The sequence below is a fragment of the Pseudomonas brassicacearum subsp. brassicacearum genome (assembly GCF_008801605.1).
Lineage (GTDB): Bacteria > Pseudomonadota > Gammaproteobacteria > Pseudomonadales > Pseudomonadaceae > Aquipseudomonas > Aquipseudomonas brassicacearum.
In genome coordinates, this window is record NZ_VZPJ01000023.1 from 1 (window position 1) to 17,226 (window position 17,226).

General features: G+C 62.3%; 17 protein-coding genes. 7 read left to right on the plus strand and 10 right to left on the minus strand.

Going from position 1 to position 17,226, the window contains the following annotated elements; genetic code table 11:
* Positions 1-159 precede the first annotated feature (159 nt).
* Positions 160-1,158 (minus strand): AraC family transcriptional regulator, encoded by a 999-nt coding sequence (locus F7R20_RS30095; protein WP_003204710.1) that lies wholly within the window; start codon positions 1,156-1,158, stop codon positions 160-162.
* A 333-nt stretch (positions 1,159-1,491) separates the two neighbouring features.
* Here F7R20_RS30095 and F7R20_RS30100 point away from each other — a divergent pair, with 333 nt between their 5' ends.
* Together F7R20_RS30100 and F7R20_RS30105 are read left to right on the plus strand one after the other, a co-directional pair.
* Positions 1,492-2,844 carry a dicarboxylate/amino acid:cation symporter gene (locus F7R20_RS30100; protein ID WP_003204708.1) on the plus strand — a complete coding sequence of 451 codons (1,353 nt, stop codon included), beginning with the start codon at positions 1,492-1,494 and terminating at the stop codon, positions 2,842-2,844.
* A gap of 178 nt (positions 2,845-3,022) precedes the next feature.
* Positions 3,023-4,204, plus strand: a complete 1,182-nt coding sequence (locus F7R20_RS30105) for a CaiB/BaiF CoA transferase family protein (RefSeq protein ID WP_003204706.1) — start codon at positions 3,023-3,025, stop codon at positions 4,202-4,204.
* A 120-nt stretch (positions 4,205-4,324) separates the two neighbouring features.
* Here the strand turns inward: F7R20_RS30105 and F7R20_RS30110 are convergent, their stop codons facing one another.
* Both F7R20_RS30110 and F7R20_RS30115 read right to left on the minus strand, forming a co-directional pair.
* Positions 4,325-4,819 carry a SprT family zinc-dependent metalloprotease gene (locus F7R20_RS30110; protein WP_003204703.1) on the minus strand — a complete coding sequence of 165 codons (495 nt, stop codon included), beginning with the start codon at positions 4,817-4,819 and terminating at the stop codon, positions 4,325-4,327.
* A 172-nt stretch (positions 4,820-4,991) separates the two neighbouring features.
* Complete coding sequence (locus F7R20_RS30115) at positions 4,992-5,594, minus strand: Yip1 family protein (RefSeq protein ID WP_003204699.1); 603 nt, start codon at positions 5,592-5,594, stop codon at positions 4,992-4,994.
* Positions 5,595-5,997: 403 nt separating this feature from the next.
* On the opposite strand from F7R20_RS30115, the gene ttcA reads away from it, so the two are divergent.
* Positions 5,998-6,822: a tRNA 2-thiocytidine(32) synthetase TtcA gene (gene ttcA, locus F7R20_RS30120; protein WP_003204698.1), complete on the plus strand. Its 825-nt coding sequence runs from the start codon at positions 5,998-6,000 to the stop codon at positions 6,820-6,822.
* 64 nt (positions 6,823-6,886) lie between these two features.
* A complete protein-coding gene (locus tag F7R20_RS30125; RefSeq protein WP_003204697.1) occupies positions 6,887-7,561 on the plus strand; it encodes a DNA-3-methyladenine glycosylase I in 675 nt (224 codons plus the stop codon).
* 98 nt (positions 7,562-7,659) lie between these two features.
* Here F7R20_RS30125 and F7R20_RS30130 read toward each other — a convergent pair whose 3' ends face one another.
* The 3 genes from F7R20_RS30130 to arsC are packed head-to-tail and all read right to left on the minus strand — an operon-like array spanning position 7,660 to position 9,033.
* Complete coding sequence (locus tag F7R20_RS30130; RefSeq protein ID WP_003204696.1) at positions 7,660-8,085, minus strand: DUF2069 domain-containing protein; 426 nt, start codon at positions 8,083-8,085, stop codon at positions 7,660-7,662.
* The gene (gene wrbA, locus F7R20_RS30135; protein ID WP_003204695.1) at positions 8,078-8,683 is read right to left on the minus strand and encodes an NAD(P)H:quinone oxidoreductase; all 606 of its coding nucleotides are present in this window, start codon (positions 8,681-8,683) and stop codon (positions 8,078-8,080) included. The genes F7R20_RS30130 and wrbA overlap by 8 nt, the downstream gene beginning before the upstream one ends.
* On the minus strand, positions 8,680-9,033 hold the full coding sequence (arsC, locus tag F7R20_RS30140) for an arsenate reductase (glutaredoxin) (RefSeq protein ID WP_003204694.1): 354 nt from the start codon (positions 9,031-9,033) through the stop codon (positions 8,680-8,682). The genes wrbA and arsC overlap by 4 nt, the downstream gene beginning before the upstream one ends.
* Before the next feature lie 114 nt (positions 9,034-9,147).
* On the opposite strand from arsC, the gene F7R20_RS30145 reads away from it, so the two are divergent.
* Positions 9,148-9,615, plus strand: coding sequence for a TlpA disulfide reductase family protein (locus tag F7R20_RS30145; RefSeq protein ID WP_003204690.1), 468 nt, complete (start codon positions 9,148-9,150; stop codon positions 9,613-9,615).
* 124 nt (positions 9,616-9,739) lie between these two features.
* Here the strand turns inward: F7R20_RS30145 and F7R20_RS30150 are convergent, their stop codons facing one another.
* From F7R20_RS30150 to F7R20_RS30165, 4 genes are all read right to left on the minus strand, one after another.
* Positions 9,740-10,144: an META domain-containing protein gene (locus tag F7R20_RS30150; protein WP_003204689.1), complete on the minus strand. Its 405-nt coding sequence runs from the start codon at positions 10,142-10,144 to the stop codon at positions 9,740-9,742.
* Positions 10,144-10,578: a hypothetical protein gene (locus tag F7R20_RS30155; protein ID WP_003204688.1), complete on the minus strand. Its 435-nt coding sequence runs from the start codon at positions 10,576-10,578 to the stop codon at positions 10,144-10,146. The genes F7R20_RS30150 and F7R20_RS30155 overlap by 1 nt, the downstream gene beginning before the upstream one ends.
* Positions 10,579-10,771: 193 nt before the next feature.
* Positions 10,772-11,761, minus strand: coding sequence for a 2-hydroxyacid dehydrogenase (locus tag F7R20_RS30160; protein ID WP_003204687.1), 990 nt, complete (start codon positions 11,759-11,761; stop codon positions 10,772-10,774).
* 87 nt (positions 11,762-11,848) lie between these two features.
* Positions 11,849-14,599, minus strand: coding sequence for a response regulator (locus F7R20_RS30165; protein WP_013694068.1), 2,751 nt, complete (start codon positions 14,597-14,599; stop codon positions 11,849-11,851).
* Between the two features lie 275 nt (positions 14,600-14,874).
* Between F7R20_RS30165 and cysM the strand changes: the two genes are divergently transcribed.
* Positions 14,875-15,777, plus strand: a complete 903-nt coding sequence (gene cysM / locus F7R20_RS30170; protein WP_003204682.1) for a cysteine synthase CysM — start codon at positions 14,875-14,877, stop codon at positions 15,775-15,777.
* Positions 15,777-17,147, plus strand: a complete 1,371-nt coding sequence (gene rlmD / locus F7R20_RS30175; protein WP_003204677.1) for a 23S rRNA (uracil(1939)-C(5))-methyltransferase RlmD — start codon at positions 15,777-15,779, stop codon at positions 17,145-17,147. The genes cysM and rlmD overlap by 1 nt, the downstream gene beginning before the upstream one ends.
* Positions 17,148-17,226: the final 79 nt, after the last annotated feature.

Consider the following 17,226-nt stretch of genomic DNA (forward strand, 5'->3'; position numbering starts at 1 on the left):
TCCTTATTGGCGCTTTGGGTAGAAAGGGCGGGACGAGAAGTCTCCCACGGTCCGTACTGGCTAGAGTCGGAATCGAGCTTTTAGTCCCGCCCACCCCTTCAAGTCTAAACATACAAGCGAGCTTGCTCGCGATGAGGCCAGTCAACACAGCACATCCATTCAGTTCTCCAACTCCCGATAGGCCCCCGGCGTGACCCCCGTCCACTTCTTGAACGCCCGGTGAAACGCCGACGGCTCTGAGAACCCCAACTGCTCGGCGATCTGCTGCAACGACAAATCCGCACGCCCCAAGTGGTAGATGGCGATATCCCGCCGCAGCTGATCCTTGAGTTCCTGGAAGCTGGTGCCTTCCTCACGCAAATGCCGGCGCAAGGTCTGTGGGCTGATGTGCAGATGGCCGGCGACGGTGTCCAGGTCGGGCCAGCGGGCGGCGTCGCGGCAGAGCAGGCGGCGCAGTTGGCTGCTCAGGCTGTGGCCATCGTCCGGGCGCGACAGCAGGTCGGCGGGGGAGCGTTCGAGGAAATGCTTGAGGGTGCGTTCGTCCTGCAGCAGCGGCATGTCCAGGTAACGGCTGTGGAACAACAGGCTGCTGCTGCGCGCTTCGAACACCAGCGGGCAAGGAAACAGTAAGTCGTATTCGGCACCGTGGGTGGGCTTGGGGTAGCCGAAGGTCGCCTGTTCCAGGCCGATCCGCTGGCCGATCAGCCAACTGGCAAGTCGATGCCAGACTACCAGCAAGCTTTCAGTCAGGAAGTGATCCGGGTCCCACAGCGTCGAATCGTCCAGCACCAGCCGCACTCGCTCGCCTTCGGCTTCCAGCGTCAGGCTCGGCGCGTCGGGGAACAGGCTGTAGAACAGCAAGCCGCGCTGAAGGGCCTTGCCCAGTGTCCGACAGTGGATCAACGCGTGACACATCATGGCAAACGTCCCGGGTTTACTCGCAGCCCTGCCGAATCCCAGGTATTCGTCCCCCAATGCCAGCCACAGCGCCTGCAACAGACGCGCGAACTGCTCGGGCGCAATCCGCGCGCGCGGCTCATCCAACAGCTCTGGGCTGATGCCCAGCTGGTGCAGCAGAGGAAAATAGTCGAAGCCTTGCCGACGCGCGCCGCCCAAGGCTGCGCGGGCGAAGTGGCTGGCGATCGTGCGTTGGCGCATGGCTGAAGTCCGTCCGTTGAGCGGGCGATGGTAGCAGGGCACTGCGGCTCGACAAGGCGGATATCCGCCAAATCCCGGAGTGATAAACGCCCTGTGGGCGGAAATCCGCCACATTCCGCGCCCGCGTTTAACCCGTGAATAATTCCAGGAGCCTTCTGCAACAGCGCTTGTAGGGTTTTTCTGAAAAATGGCACGAGCCTTGCGATAGAGCACTCAGGTCTGCCGCGTGCAGCCGACAAAAAACAAATCCCTCCAGTGCAGGAGGGTTCGCAATTGAGGTGCCGTGGACGACAGGTGGATGTCGTCAAACGGGACTCTTGAGGAAGGTTTGCCATGACGACTCGTCAGCCACTGTACAAATCCCTGTATTTCCAGGTGATCGTAGCCATTGCCATCGGTATTTTGCTCGGCCACTTCTACCCGCAGACCGGTGTTGCCCTCAAACCATTCGGTGACGGGTTCATCAAACTGATCAAAATGGTCATCGCTCCCATCATCTTCTGTACCGTCGTCAGCGGCATCGCGGGCATGCAGAACATGAAGTCGGTGGGCAAGACCGGTGGCTACGCGCTGCTGTACTTCGAAATCGTTTCCACCATCGCCCTGCTGATCGGCCTGGTCGTGGTCAACGTCGTGCAACCGGGCGTCGGCATGCACATCGATGTGTCGACCCTGGACACCAGCAAGATCGCCGGTTTCATCTCGGCTGGTAAAGACCAGAGCATCATTGCCTTCATCCTCAACGTGATCCCGAACACCATCGTCGGCGCGTTCGCCAACGGCGACATCCTGCAAGTGCTGATGTTCTCGGTGATCTTCGGTTTTGCCCTGCATCGCCTGGGTGCCTACGGCAAGCCGGTGCTGGACTTCATCGATCGCTTCGCCCACGTGATGTTCATCATCATCAACATGATCATGAAGCTGGCCCCCCTCGGTGCCTTCGGTGCCATGGCGTTCACCATCGGTGCCTATGGCGTCGGTTCGCTGGTGCAACTGGGCCAGCTGATGATCTGCTTCTACATCACCTGCGTGGTGTTCGTGCTGGTAGTGCTGGGCGCCATCTGCCGCGCCCACGGCTTCAGCGTCGTCAAGCTTATCCGCTACATCCGTGAAGAACTGCTGATCGTGCTGGGCACTTCCTCGTCGGAATCGGCCCTGCCACGCATGCTGATCAAAATGGAGCGCCTGGGTGCCAAGAAGTCGGTCGTAGGCCTGGTGATCCCGACTGGCTACTCGTTCAACCTCGACGGTACTTCGATCTACCTGACCATGGCCGCAGTGTTCATCGCCCAGGCCACTGACACCCAGATGGACCTGACTCACCAGATCACCCTGCTGCTGGTGCTGCTGCTGTCGTCCAAAGGTGCGGCCGGCGTGACCGGTAGCGGCTTCATCGTGCTGGCGGCCACCCTGTCGGCCGTGGGCACCTTGCCGGTGGCCGGCCTGGCACTGATCCTGGGTATCGACCGCTTCATGTCCGAAGCCCGTGCCCTGACCAACCTGGTGGGTAACGCTGTCGCCACGATCGTGGTTGCCAAGTGGGTCAAGGAGCTGGACGAAGACCAGTTGCAGACCGAGCTGGCTTCCGGTGGTCGTGGTATCTCCGACGTCCGTGAAGATGACGAGCAGATCGCAGCGGCGCAGATTGTAGCGGCTGAAACCTCTGCTCCAGGCGCTGTGAAGTAATTTTCAGGTTGCAATGAAAAACCCGCTTCGGCGGGTTTTTTATTGGTTCTCAATTTTGAAGCTCCCTCGCCACGATGGGTTCACACTGAGCGCAATCGTCATCCAAAACGACACCTGCGGTAATTGCCCCACCGCCAACCCCTGCCTAGTCTTTAGCCATCCCCCTCGGAGATCGCCCATGCAAGGCCCACTGGCATCGCTCAAGGTTCTGGACTTCTCGACCCTGCTGCCCGGGCCGTTCGCCTCGCTGTTGCTGGCGGACATGGGGGCCGAGGTGTTGCGCATCGAGTCGCCGACCCGCCAGGACCTGCTGCGGGTACTGCCGCCCCATGACCAGGGGGTATCGGCCAGCCACGCCTACCTCAACCGCAACAAACGCAGCCTGGCCCTGGACCTCAAGCAACCGGAAGCGTTGGCGGTGGTCACGCAATTGCTGAAGGACTACGACATCCTGCTGGAACAGTTTCGCCCCGGCGTGATGGAGCGACTGGGCCTGGGGTACGAGGCCTTGAAGGCGATCAATCCGCGGCTGATCTACGTGTCGATCACCGGCTACGGCCAGACCGGACCCTACAAGGACCGCGCCGGTCACGACATCAATTACCTGGCCCTGGCGGGGCTGGCCAGCCACATCGGCCGTGCCGACAGCGGTCCGTTGCCGCTGGGGATCCAGGCGGCAGACATCGCCGGTGGTTCGTTGCACGGGGTGATCGGGCTGTTGGCGGCGGTCATCGCCCGCCAGCAAACCGGGCAGGGCCAGCACCTGGACGTGAGCATGACTGACTGTGTGTTCAGCCTCAACGCCATGGCTGGTGCCGGTTACCTGGCCTGCGGTGTCGAGCCGGGGTGGGAAAAGCAGATGCTCAACGGCGGCAGCTTCTATGACTATTACCGCACCCGCGATGGTCGCTGGATGTCGGTGGGCAGCCTGGAACCGGTGTTCATGCAGGCGTTGTGCGAGGCCTTGGGACGGCCGGAACTGGCGGCCCAGGGGTTGTCGCCCAAGCCTGAACAACAACACGCTCTTAAGCAGGCGCTGCAGGCCGAGTTTGAAAAACACGATTTCGCCGAGCTGTGCAGCCTGTTTGCCGGGATCGATGCCTGCGTCGAGCCGGTGCTGAGCCTGGAGGAAGCTGTCCGGCATCCGCAGTTACAGGCTCGGGAGCTGGTGACTCAGGTGCCCCGGGGCGATGGTTCGAGCCAGGCGCAGATGGCTTGTCCATTGAGATTTTCCGAAGGGTTGCCCGAGCCTCGGCATATTGGCGCGGAGTTGGGGGCGCATACGGATCAGGTGCTGGGGGAGTTGGGGTTCAGTGCGCAGCGGATCGAAGCGTTGCGTAAGCGCGGGGTGGTTTTGTAGCGTCTGTCAGGCCGCCATCGCGAGCAAGCTCGTTCCCACACTGGATTTGCGGCGCTCACAAAACCCCTGTGGGAGCGAGCTTGCTCGCGAAGGGGTCAGCCCAGACACCACAAAGCCTGACTACTCGACCCGGGTTTCTCCACTGAACACCAAGGTATTGCGGCAGCTACGGCACAAATACCGTCGCCCCTGGCGCACCAGGCTGTGGCGCTGGGCCGAGAACGGGAAGTCGCTGCCGTCGCAGGGGCATTTGTAGATGTAGCGGGTCACGCTGCGGCGTTTGATTTCGTAGGTGTGGCAGCGGTTGGGCGGCAGTTCGTACACCCCGCGCATGATCAGTTGCCATTCCTCGCCATGGGGCTGGATGCGTTCGCCAAACAGTTGATGGGCGATCAGGTGCGCGACTTCATGGGCAACGGTCTGCTTGAGGAAGTCTTCGGCGTTTTCCCGGTACAACTGTGGATTGAAGCGCAGCAGATTCTCATGCAGGTGCGCGACACCGGCCTTCTGGCCACGCAATTTGAAGCTGACCACCGGGCGTTTGAAGGGACGTTTGAAAAAGGATTCGGCTTGTTGGTAACACTCTTCGACGCGGGTATTGAGTTGCTCGAGCATGCTTTACGGGTCTCCAGAAGCCCGAGTATGCCGCAAGCGTCGGCCGTTGCGAATCGTCCAGGCGCCCAGTGGTCGTTTCGAGCGGCTCAAACACAGGAAGGCCGCCTTGCGGCGGCCTGTGTCGGCAGATCCTGTTTTTATTGGAGGGTACTATCGGGACCTTTTCATTCCTTCAATTGGTATAGATCGGGCCGACGCCGAGCCCCCAGACAATCACCGTGAACGCCATGATGGCCACCAGTACCACCAGGCCGACGGCGAGCACCGAACTGGAAAACAGAAAACCTTCGTCCTGGGGAATATTCATGAACGTCGGCAAGCCCACATACAGCAGGTAGACCGTGTAGCAGATCGCCGCTGTGCCGACGATCATTCCCAGCCACATGTGCGGGTAGAGCGCCGCCAGGCCGCCGATGAACAAAGGTGTCGCGGTGTAGGTGGCGAACGCGACGCAACGGGCCAGGCTCGGATTGGCGTCATAAGTGCGGGCCATCCAGTGGATGAAGGCGCCCATCACTGCCACACCGCCCAACATGGCCAGGTACGACATGACGGTCATCCACAGCGCACTTTCCTGGGTAAGCATGACCGGTGCACGATTGCCGATGACCCATCCCACCTGTGTGGTGCCGATGAACGCCGAAACCGCGGGAATGGCCGCCAGGATCAGCGTGTGGGTGAGGTACATGTGGCTGATGCTTTCCTCCTGGTCGCCACGGATTTCTTTCCATTCTTGATCAGGGTGGGTAAAGAGCCCCACGACATGAGAGATCATAGTCAGTCACTCCTTTGTTATTGCCATCGCCCCCCAACGGAGCGCCTACGGGCCAAATGGCCGGGTAAGTAAAGGTCTGTAAGTGTGTGCGACCTTATGTCGCAGTATAGAAAGGAGTCACCCCGAGGGGGATGGGGGGCTTAGAGCAAATCGCGCTCTAGGTCGTGGTGCTAATCGCCGATGGGTCTGTACACAACCCTGGCAAAGAAATTCACCTTGTGGGAGCAAGGCTTGCCCGCGATGGAAGAGATGCGGTCTTTCAGAAACCGAGCCGTCTGTTTTCGCGAGCAAGCTTTGCTCCCACAATGGTCTCGCCACAAAAGTGCCTGTCATCAGCCTTCGCCGACGGCGGATTTTTTGCGTAAAATGCCGGCCTTTCGTCACACCTCACGGATTTCGCGTCATGGGCACTCTTACGGTCAACCAGAACAAACTGCAAAAGCGCCTGCGCCGCCAGGCCGGTGAGGCGGTCGCCGATTTCAACATGATCGAGGACGGCGACAAGGTCATGGTCTGCCTGTCCGGCGGCAAGGACAGCTACACCTTGCTCGATGTGCTGATGCATCTGCAGAAGGTTGCGCCGATCAAGTTCGACATCGTCGCGGTGAACATGGACCAGAAGCAGCCCGGGTTCCCCGAGCATGTGCTGCCGGCCTACCTTGAGTCGCTGGGTGTGGAATATCACATCGTCGAGAAAGACACCTATTCGGTGGTCAAGGAACTGATTCCCGAAGGCAAGACCACCTGTTCGCTGTGCTCACGCCTGCGGCGCGGAACGCTCTACACCTTCGCCGACGAGATCGGTGCGACCAAGATGGCCCTGGGGCACCATCGCGACGACATCGTCGAGACCTTCTTCCTGAACATGTTCTACAACGGCTCGCTCAAGGCCATGCCGCCCAAGCTGCGCGCCGATGACGGGCGCAACGTGGTGATCCGCCCGCTGGCCTATTGCAGCGAGAAAGACATCCAGGCCTATTCGGATTTCAAGCAATTCCCGATCATCCCCTGCAACCTGTGCGGCTCCCAGGAAAACCTGCAACGCCAGGTGGTCAAGGAGATGCTCCAGGAGTGGGAACGCAAGACGCCGGGCCGTACCGAGAGCATTTTCCGCGGCTTGCAGAACGTCATTCCGTCGCAACTGGCGGACCGCAACCTGTTTGACTTCACCAACCTGCGCATCGATGAAAACGCCACGCCGCGGTTCGTCAATGTGGTGAATCTCTGACTCTACCGATAGTTATTACGGCGCTTTCAAGCGCCGTTTTCATTTCTAACCCCCAGGAGAGGGCATGCGCGATTACAAGTGGCTGCACGAGTACTGTCTGAACCGCTTCGGTTCGGCGGCTGAACTGGAAGCCCGTCTGCCGGTGCCCAAGACCCCGGCGCAACTGCGCAAGATCAGCGACGATCGCTACCTCTCGACCATGGCGCTGCGGGTCTTCCGCGCCGGGCTCAAGCACAGCCTGGTGGACGCCAAGTGGCCGGCGTTCGAGGAAGTGTTCTTCAAGTTCGACCCGGAAAAAGTCGTGTTGATGGGGGCTGAGCATCTGGAGCGATTGATGCAGGATACGCGGATCATCCGCCACCTGGGCAAGCTCAAGAGCGTGCCGCGCAACGCGCAACTGATCCTGGACGTGGCCCATGAAAAGGGCAGCTTCGGCGCGCTGGTCGCCGACTGGCCAGTGACCGACATCGTCGGCCTGTGGACCTATCTGAAAAAACACGGCCATCAGTTGGGCGGCCTGTCGGCACCGCGCTTCCTGCGCATGATGGGCAAGGACACCTTCACGCCCAGTTATGACGTAGTGGCGGCGCTCAATGCCCAGGAGATCATCGACAAAGTCCCCACCAGCCAGCGGGACCTGGCGACGGTGCAGAATGCCTTCAACCAGTGGCATGAACAGAGTGGCGGACGGCCGATGTCGCAGATTTCGATGATGCTGGCGTATACCGTCAATCATTGAGACCGCGTCGCGCCCATCGCGAGCGAGCTCGCTCCCACACTGGATCTTTGGCGTTCACAAAACCCTGTGGGAGCGAGCTTGCTCGCGATGGCGGCCTATCAGGCGACGGAGACCTCTCCCTCTCCCGCCAACCGTCGATTCAACTGAAACCGCCACCGCACATACAACAACGCCGAGCAGAACACCGCCACGCTCGCCACCATTTCCAGCACGCCGAACAACTGTCGGTTGGGGTCGTAGGCCGCCAGCGCACCCTTGATGAAATACAGGTTCACCACGAAGCACATCCACGAGTGTCCGCGGGCGCTGCCGGTGAGCATGCCGGGGGCGAGTATCAGCAGCGGCACCAGTTCGATCAGCAGAATGACCCAGGGGCGTGCGCCGTGCAGGTCGGCGATCAGCAGGTAGTAGGCGCTGAGCAACCCCACCAGGCCGAAAAAGCACAGCAGGCTGAGGATGCGGGCGATGCGTACGCGCGGTTCCAGCCATTGGATCGAAGGCAGGATCTTCGGCTTCTTAGCCACGGCCGTTCTCCAGTAACAGGGCGGTTTTCGCCAGGCGCAAACCCAAGGCGCGGCACAGGGCGACCTCATGTTCGTTCAAGCCGCTTTTGCCGTCGGCCCCGGCGTGATGGCTCGGGCCGTAGGGCGTGCCACCGCCCTGGGTGTCGATCAGGGCCGATTCGCTGTAGGGCAGGCCGGTGATCAGCATGCCGTGGTGCAGCAGCGGCAGCATCATCGACAGCAGGGTGGTTTCCTGGCCGCCGTGCAGGCTCGCGGTGGAGGTGAACACCCCGGCCGGTTTGCCCACCAGGGCGCCGGTCAGCCACAGGTTGCTGGTGCCGTCGAGAAAGTATTTGAGCGGCGCGGCCATGTTGCCGAAACGGGTCGGGCTGCCCAAGGCCAGGCCAGCGCAGTTCTTCAGGTCATCGAGGCTGGCGTAGAGCGGGCCTTGTTCAGGGATGTCCGGCGAAACCGCTTCGCACTCGGCAGAAATTGCCGGCACCGTACGCAACCTGGCTTCCAGCCCGGCCTGCTCGACACCACGGGCGATCTGCCGGGCCATTTCGTTGGTGGAGCCGCTGCGGCTGTAATACAACACCAGGATGTACGGCGTGGTCACGGCAGGATCTCCAGGATCTTCTCCGGCGGACGGCCGATCACGGCCTTTTCCCCGGCTTCCAGAATCGGCCGTTCCATGAGTTTCGGGTGGGCGGCGATGGCCGCGATCAACTGGGCCTGGCTCAGGCTTTCGTCGGCCAGGTTCAGATCCTTGTACTCGTCCTCGCTGGTGCGCAGCAATTGCCGGGCGGTGATGCCGAGCTTGCCCAGCAGGCGTTCCAGTTGCGCGGCGTCGAGCGGGGTTTCCAGGTAGCGGACCACGGTGGGCGTCAGGCCACGGGCCTCCAACAGTTCCAGCGCACCGCGGGATTTCGAGCAGCGCGGGTTGTGATAAAGCGTCAGATCGGTCATGAGTGGGTCGCATCTTGCGTAAGGTGGCGGCTATTCTACTGTGCCGCGAAGCCCCTAGCACCTGAGAGAGGCGACGGGTCGCAGCAGCGTTCACATTCAGACAAGGATTGGCACATGGCAAGGCGATTGACGGCGGCACTGACATTCATCGGCATTTTGTTGCTCGCCGGCTGCGGGAACGACTACGGCGTGGACCAGAACGGCCAGGCCATTGCCTCGCAGCGGCTGGACAAACAATGGGTGGTGCTCAACTACTGGGCCGAATGGTGCGCGCCGTGCCGTACCGAAATCCCGGAATTCAATGCCTTGGCCGAACAGCTCAAGGGCCGCAATGTCGGTGTGTTCGGGGTCAACTTCGACCAGGTGCAGGGCGAAGAACTCAAGAGTGCCAGCGACAAGATGGGGATTCGCTTCACGGTGCTGGCCCGGGATCCGGCCGAGATCTTCGACCTTCCTCGCAGCGAAGGGCTACCGGTGACGTACATCATCGATAACAAGGGCAAGGTGCGCGAGCAGTTGCTGGGGGAGCAGACGGCGGCGGGGGTGATGGCCAAGCTTGAGGCGTTGCAGGCGCTCAAGTGATGATCGTTCCCACGCTCCGCGTGGGAATGCAGCCCGGGACGCTCTGCGTCCCAAAAGCGGAACGCGGAGCGTCCCCAGAGGCGTTCCCACGCGGAGCATGGGAACGATCAAGTGGGGCCGGAGCTCAGCCCTCTTCCAGCCACCAACGCAGCGGCTTGCCCTGGGCTGGCCAGAAGCGTATTTGCTCGATGGGCGAGATGTCCCAGCGCTCGACCTTTTCCAGGGCCTGCAAGAAGCGCGTTTCTTGCTCCATCACCGCCGGGGCGCAGAGTTTGCGTGTGCTGCCGATCTTGCCGAAGCTCAAGCGGTGGCCTTCCAGGGTGTAGGGCGCGAACCAGTGGTTGCAGCCGCCGTTGCCATAGGCGCGACCGTCATCCCCAAGGGTGATGGTCAGGTGGCTGTAGTCCATCAATGGCCGCTCACCGATCCACTCCAGGATGTAGCTGCGGTTATGTTGCAGCTGCACAGGTTCAGCGGCACAGCCCATCAGGCTCATGCCGATCAACGCGGACAGGGCCAAACGTTTCATCAGGCGGCTTCCTGGCATTTCGGGCACAGGTGTTTTTCACCCACGGTGGTCCAGCCCAGTTCGGCGATTCGCGCGGTGGCGGCCGGTTTTTCGGCCTTGACGCCGAGCTTGGCATCCACGGCGAATTCGAAGCTCAGTTCCTTGGCGCAGCTGTCGCAGTTGACCTGCCAGGTGTGGATCGCCAGTTCGCCGAACACCGGGCCGGTGGTCATGGCCGTCCATTGGCCCATGGGCTTGAGCAGGTGCCGCACGGTGTCCACGGTCAGGCGCATGGACAAGTCCTTGCTGCCCTTGAGCGTGACGAGCAACACATCGTTGGCCTGGATCGAACCGCCATTGCCCGTGACCTGGTAGCGGCCCGGCGCCAGCGCGCGGACTTCGGTCAAGGTGTGCTGAGGGTTCATCAGGGTGTAGCGGAAATCGTGTTCGGCCATGGGTCCTCCAAATAGGCGCGACATGCTAGCACGGGGCATGGGTTGGGATGGTCAACCACGAATCTTGCCGACGAAACTCCATCCCTAATGTGGGAGCGGGCTTGCTCGCGAAGGCGGTCTGTCAGCAACACATAGGCTAACTGAAACACCGCCTTCGCGAGCAAGCCCGCTCCCACAGGGGGGACTGGGAGGGTTAGCTGTCTACCAGGTTTTGCGGCGTGCCGGCGGCCCAGGCGGCGATGTTGTCCAGGGTGGTCATGGCAATCGCCGCCAAGGCCTCATGGGTCAGGAACGCCTGGTGGGCGGTGACGATCACGTTGGGGAAGGTCAACAGCCGGGCCAGCACGTCGTCCTGCAAGGGCAGGTCGGAGCGGTCCTTGAAAAACAGCTGGGCTTCTTCCTCGTACACATCCAGGCCCAGGTAGCCCAACTGGCCGCTTTTCAACGCCTCGATCAAGGCCGGTGTGTCCACCAGGCCGCCGCGCCCGGTATTGATCAGCATGGCGCCGCGTTGCATCGCAGCAAGCGATCGGGCGTTGATCAGGTGTCGGCTTTGTTTATTGAGCGGGCAATGCAGGCTGATGATCTGCGCCTGCGCGAGCAGCTCGGCCAAGGGCAGGTAGCGGGCGCCCAAGGCTTCGACCTGCGGGTTGGGGTAGGGGTCATAGGCCAGCAACTGGCAGCCGAAGCCGGCCATGATCCGTGCGAACGTCGCGCCGATCTGCCCGGTGCCGATCACCCCGACGGTCTTGCCCACCAGGTCGAACCCGGTCAGCCCATGGAGGCTGAAATTGCCGTCTCGGGTGCGGTTGTAGGCGCGGTGTAGGCAGCGATTGAGGGCCATGATCAACGCCACGGCATGTTCGGCCACGGCATGGGGCGAGTAGGCCGGCACCCGGACGATGCTCAAGCCCAGGCGCTGGGCGGCGAGCAGGTCGACGTGGTTGTAGCCGGCCGAGCGCAGGGCGATCAGCCGCGTGCCGCCTTCGGCCAGCCGCTCCAGCACCGGGGCGCTGAGGTCATCGTTGATGAAGGCGCACACCACTTCATGCCGTTCGGCCAGGGCCACGGTGTCGAGGTTCAGACGGGCGGGCTGGAATTGCAATTGAAGACCCGCGGGCGACGGAGCCTTGGTGAAACTGTCGCGGTCGTAGGTCTGGCTGCTGAAAAAAATCACGCGCATGGCGGCCTCCTGGCAGAAAAAAAAGCCCGTAGGAGCTGTCGGAACGTGGATTTTCAGCGATTCCGGTTCCCTGGATCTTGCCCTGGATCAGGCGCTGATACGGGCCTCGCTGGCCAGGCGGTTGATGGCCCGCTCCAATTCTTCCAGGGCGGCGGTGGCCTTGGGATCCTGTTGCTTGAGCAGGGTTTCGCTGCGCTGGCAGGCCGCCCGCAATTGCGGTACGCCGCAGTAGCGGGTGGCGCCGTGCAGGCGGTGGACGCGTTCGATCAGTGCGTTGTGATCGTTGGCCTCGCTGGCCTGGCGGATCGCTTCGCGGTCGGCTTCCAGGGACGCCAGCAGCATCGCCAGCATGTCCGCCGCCAGGTCGGCCTTGCCGGCGGCCAGGCGCAGGCCTTCTTCGTGATCGAGCACCAGCAGTTCGCTGCCGCCCTGGGCATCGCCGCTGCGCTCCGGTGACTGGTTGCGCAGGGCCAGGCCAGTCCATTTGAGCACCACCTGGGCCAGTTGCCGCTCGCTGATGGGTTTGGTCAGGTAGTCGTCCATGCCGCTTTGCAGCAGGGCACGCTTTTCGTTGGCCATGGCGTGGGCGGTGAGGGCGACGATCGGCAGCGGCGTGCAGTGCCGCTCGCTTTCCCACTGGCGGATCGCCTCGGTGCTCTGGCGACCGTCCATGCCGGGCATCTGCACGTCCATCAAGACCAGGTCGAAGGTTTCCTTCTGCACGGCCTTGACCGCCGCATAGCCGCTTTCCACGGCCAGCACCTTGGCGCCCATGTCTTCGAGCAGGGTCTGCACCAGCAGCAGGTTGGCCGGGTTGTCGTCCACGCACAGAACTTTCGGGGCGCGGCTGGAAACCGGCTCGTGGGGTTCGCTGCGGGTCGGGCGCGGGTTGACCAGGTCGGAAAGCGCGCGGCGCAACTTGCGGGTGCAGGCCGGCTTGGCCTGGAGCTGGCTGTGAGGGTTGGGCACCGAGAGGTGGTACAGGGTCTGTTCGGTGGTGGGGCACAGCACGAGTACTTTGCAGCCCAGGTGCTCAAGGTCCCAGATGTGTTGGTTGAGGCGCTCCGGTGGCATGTCGTTGCTGGTGATGCCCAGCACGGCCAGGTCGATCGCCTGATCGGTCTGGTGGGCGACGGTGATGCCGTTGGTCAGGCTTTCCAGGGTGTTGAACGGCGTCACTTGCAGGCCGCAGTCTTCGAGCTGGTGCTGCAAGGCCTGACGGGCCAGTTCGTGATTCTCCAGCACCGCCACGCGCCGGCCCAGCAACGGCGGGCCGGGCAGGTCCTCGGCATCGTCGCGGGTCTTGGGCAGGCGCAGGCTGATCCAGAACTCCGAGCCTTCGCCCGGTGTGCTGTCGACGCCGATCTCCCCGCCCATCTGTTCCACCAGGCGCTTGGAAATCACCAGGCCCAACCCGGTGCCCCCCGGTTGCCGCGACAGTGAGTTGTCAGCCTGGCTGAACGCCTGGAACAGCGCTCGCACATCCTGGTTGGACAGGCCGATACCCGTGTCCTGGATGCTGATGCGCAACTGCACGCTGTCTTCGTGTTCGTCTTCGAGCATGGCCCGGGCGACGATGGTGCCCTCGCGGGTGAACTTGATGGCGTTGCTCACCAGGTTGGTCAGGATCTGCTTGAGGCGCAGCGGATCGCCCACCAGCGACAGCGGCGTGTCCCGGTAGACCAGGCTCACCAGTTCCAACTGCTTGGCATGGGCGGCGGGGGCGAGGATGGTCAGGGTGTCCTGCAGCAGGTCGCGCAGGTTGAACGGAATGCTGTCGAGCACCAACTTGCCGGCCTCGATCTTCGAAAAGTCGAGGATCTCGTTGATGATCCCCAGCAGGCTGTCGGCGGATTTCTCGATGGTGCCCAGGTAGTCGAGCTGGCGCGGGGTCAGTTCGCTTTTCTGCAACAGGTGGGTAAAACCGAGGATGCCGTTGAGCGGTGTGCGGATTTCATGGCTCATGTTCGCCAGGAACTCGGATTTGATCCGGCTCGCTTCCAGGGCTTCCTTGCGGGCCAGGTCCAGCTCGATGTTCTGGATCTCGATGGTTTCCAGGTTCTGGCGCACGTCTTCGGTGGCCTGGTCGATGCTGTGCTGCAATTCTTCCTGGGCGTTCTGCAAGGTACTGGCCATGCGGTTGATGCCCGAGGCCAGTTCGTCCAGCTCCTGGCTGCCCAGCGGCGGCAGGCGGGTTTCCAGGTGACCGTCCTTGAGTTGCGCCACGGCCTGCTTGATCTGGCTCAGTGGACGGTTGATCGTGCGGCCCATGCGCAGGGCCAGCAACCCGGTCAGGCACAGGCCGGCGGCGATCAGCAGCAGGCTGGCGAACAGGCTGCGATAGCCACGCAGCAACATGCCGCTGTGGGACAACTCCAACTCGACCCAGCCCAACAGGCGGTCTGCTTCTTCGGGAATCAGTTCGCCCGCCAGGTTGCGGTGCTTGCCGAATACCGGCAGCAGGTAGCGCGTGGCGTCGTTGCCAGTGCGTTGCAGTAGCTGCGTGCTGTTGCCCTCCGGTGCCCGGTTGAGCATGGTCGGGCCAGCGTGGGCCAGTGGTATGCGGTCGGGGGCGAGAAAGGTTACGGCACGCACGTCCGCCTGTTCGAGGGACTGGGTGGCGATGCGCTCCAGCAGATCGGTGTCCTGGCGGCTCATGGCTGGGGCGACCAGTGGCGCAAGTTGTTCGGCGATCATCTCGCCACGTTGCAACAACTGGGCGTGCAGGTCCGATTGCTGCATCCAGGTGAAATAGCCGCCCAGGACCAGCGCCATCAGGCTGGTTGGCAACAGGGTCAGCAACAGCACGCGGCCTTTGATTCCCAGTTTCTTGAGCACACTTGTCTCCTGCATCCAGCGTCTGATTGAGCGGTGCGCGCATCCGGCACGCATTACCTGCGCAGTGTAGCGATTTGCGGGCGGGCGATCTTCGTAAAATTCACAAGGCGATGGGGGCGCGGTCCATGGGATAGCCATCGAGGGAAAGCTAAGCGCGTGCTCGGCTTTCGCCTCGCTTATTCCCATAAGCCATAACCCCCTTACTTTGCGTGATATGGCCTGGCCAGGTTTGCCGGTATGATAGGCGCCCCCGCAGTCCGGATTGCGAATACGCCATGACTCTGCAGTACCCAACCATCGCCGATTGCGTCGGCAACACTCCGCTGGTCCGTTTGCAACGCTTGCCCGGCGTGACCACCAATACGCTTTTGCTCAAGCTCGAAGGGAATAACCCGGCGGGTTCGGTCAAGGACCGGCCGGCGCTGTCGATGATCACCCGTGGCGAATTGCGCGGGCAGATCCAGCCCGGCGACACGCTGATCGAGGCGACCTCCGGCAACACCGGTATTGCCCTGGCGATGGCAGCGGCGATCAAGGGCTACAAGATGATCCTGATCATGCCCGACAACTCCAGCGCCGAGCGCAAGGCGGCGATGACGGCCTACGGTGCCGAGTTGATCCTGGTGACTCAGGAGGAGGGCATGGAGGGTGCCCGGGACCTGGCCGAGCGCATGCAGGCCGAGGGTCGTGGCAAGGTGCTGGACCAGTTCGCCAACGGCGACAATCCCGAGGCCCACTACACCACCACCGGCCCTGAGATCTGGCGCCAGACCGACGGCACCATCACCCATTTCGTCAGCTCGATGGGCACCACCGGCACCATCATGGGCACCTCGCGCTATCTGAAAGAACAGAACCCGAACGTGCAGATCATCGGCCTGCAACCGATGGAAGGTTCGGCCATTCCAGGCATTCGTCGCTGGCCGGAGGAATATCTGCCGAAGATCTACCAGGCCGAGCGCGTGGACCGCATCATCGACATGGCCCAGAGCGAAGCCGAGGACGTGACCCGTCGTCTGGCTCGCGAAGAAGGCATTTTCTGTGGCGTGTCTTCGGGCGGTGCCGTGGCGGGGATGCTGCGTCTGTCCAAGGAAGTTGAAAATGCGGTGATCGTCGCGATCATCTGCGACCGTGGCGACCGTTACCTGTCGACCGGCATTTTCGACGCGCCCAACTGATGGCCAAGCAAGAAAGAGGCTTGCGCTTCCAACCCAGCGGCGGAAGCCGGGCCCCGCAAGTGCCCACCGGTAAAAAGCAGCGTTTGACCATCGAACGCCTGGCCAACGATGGCCGGGGCATCGCCTTTGTCGAGGGGCGCACCTGGTTTGTCATCGGCGCCCTGGCCGGCGAAGAAGTCGAGGCGCGGGTGCTCGGTGCCCATGGCAAAGTGATCGAGGCACGCACCGAGCGGGTGTTCCTGCCCAGTGAACTGCGTCGTGCGGCGCCGTGCATCCATGCCGGTCGTTGTGGCGGATGCAGCGTCCAACATTTGCCCCATGACGAACAACTCGCCCTGAAACAGCGCATGCTCGCCGAGCAGTTGTCTCGGGTGGCTGGGGTGGTGCCAGAGGAATGGGCCGCGCCCCTGAGCGGACCGGAGTTCGGTTACCGGCGTCGCGCCCGGGTGGCGGTGCGCTGGGACCAGAAAGCGAAAAAACTCGAAGTCGGTTTCCGCGCCGTCGGCAGCCAGGACATCGTTGCCATCGGTGATTGCCCGGTGCTGGTACAGCCCTTGCAGCCGATCATGAGCCGTCTGCCGGAAATGCTGCGTCGCTTGAGCAAACCCCAGGCGCTGGGGCATGTGGAGTTGTTCGCCGGTTCGTCCCTCGCGGTATTGCTGCGCCACATGGCGCCGCTGTCGGAGGCCGACCTGACGATCCTCAAGGACTTCTGTGCGTTCCATGAAGCCCAGTTGTGGCTGCACGGTGAAGGTGAGCCGCAACCGGTGGAGCCTGGGCAGGCCCTTGGGTTTCGCCTGGATGCCTGGGACCTCGAGCTGGCTTACCGGCCGGGGGATTTCATCCAGGTGAACGCCGGGGTCAACGAGGCGATGATCGCCCAGGCCCTGCAATGGCTGGCGCCGCAAGCCGAGGAGCGGGTGCTGGATCTGTTCTGCGGCCTGGGCAACTTTGCCTTGCCGCTGGCCAAAAGCGTGCGCCAGGTAGTGGCCGTCGAAGGCGTGCAGACCATGGTGGAGCGTGCGGCGGCCAATGCCGTCAGCAACAATTTGAATAACACTGCTTTTTTTCAGGCCGATTTATCCCAGCCTCTGGCTGATGCCGAATGGATCGGCGAGGGCTTTTCTGCGGTACTCTTGGACCCACCCCGTGACGGTGCTTTCGAGGTGGTGCGCAAGCTGTCGTCCCTGGGTGCCAAACGGTTGGTTTATGTTTCGTGCAACCCGGCAACTTTGGCCCGGGATACGGTCGAACTGATCAAGCAGGGCTACCGGTTAAAACGTGCCGGGATTCTCGATATGTTTCCTCAAACGGCGCATGTCGAGGCCATGGCGTTATTTGAAGCGAGCCAGGATGGCTTGTCCGACTGACCCGTTCGTGCCAACTCGCCACAGCCCTGGGCGCAAACACGGGCATGAAGGTCAGCGAAGTTGACGCATTGAATCTGCG

What these genes read in the sequence shown, in the direction of transcription:
- F7R20_RS30095 (WP_003204710.1), bottom strand. Translation starts at nt 1,158, where the DNA reads ATGCGCCAACGCACGATCGCCAGCCACTTCGCCCGCGCAGCCTTGGGC.
- F7R20_RS30100 (WP_003204708.1), top strand. Translation starts at nt 1,492, where the DNA reads ATGACGACTCGTCAGCCACTGTACAAATCCCTGTATTTCCAGGTGATC.
- F7R20_RS30105 (WP_003204706.1), top strand. Translation starts at nt 3,023, where the DNA reads ATGCAAGGCCCACTGGCATCGCTCAAGGTTCTGGACTTCTCGACCCTG.
- F7R20_RS30110 (WP_003204703.1), bottom strand. Translation starts at nt 4,819, where the DNA reads ATGCTCGAGCAACTCAATACCCGCGTCGAAGAGTGTTACCAACAAGCC.
- F7R20_RS30115 (WP_003204699.1), bottom strand. Translation starts at nt 5,594, where the DNA reads ATGATCTCTCATGTCGTGGGGCTCTTTACCCACCCTGATCAAGAATGG.
- ttcA (WP_003204698.1), top strand. Translation starts at nt 5,998, where the DNA reads ATGGGCACTCTTACGGTCAACCAGAACAAACTGCAAAAGCGCCTGCGC.
- F7R20_RS30125 (WP_003204697.1), top strand. Translation starts at nt 6,887, where the DNA reads ATGCGCGATTACAAGTGGCTGCACGAGTACTGTCTGAACCGCTTCGGT.
- arsC (WP_003204694.1), bottom strand. Translation starts at nt 9,033, where the DNA reads ATGACCGATCTGACGCTTTATCACAACCCGCGCTGCTCGAAATCCCGC.
- F7R20_RS30145 (WP_003204690.1), top strand. Translation starts at nt 9,148, where the DNA reads ATGGCAAGGCGATTGACGGCGGCACTGACATTCATCGGCATTTTGTTG.
- F7R20_RS30150 (WP_003204689.1), bottom strand. Translation starts at nt 10,144, where the DNA reads ATGAAACGTTTGGCCCTGTCCGCGTTGATCGGCATGAGCCTGATGGGC.
- F7R20_RS30155 (WP_003204688.1), bottom strand. Translation starts at nt 10,578, where the DNA reads ATGGCCGAACACGATTTCCGCTACACCCTGATGAACCCTCAGCACACC.
- F7R20_RS30160 (WP_003204687.1), bottom strand. Translation starts at nt 11,761, where the DNA reads ATGCGCGTGATTTTTTTCAGCAGCCAGACCTACGACCGCGACAGTTTC.
- cysM (WP_003204682.1), top strand. Translation starts at nt 14,875, where the DNA reads ATGACTCTGCAGTACCCAACCATCGCCGATTGCGTCGGCAACACTCCG.
- rlmD (WP_003204677.1), top strand. Translation starts at nt 15,777, where the DNA reads ATGGCCAAGCAAGAAAGAGGCTTGCGCTTCCAACCCAGCGGCGGAAGC.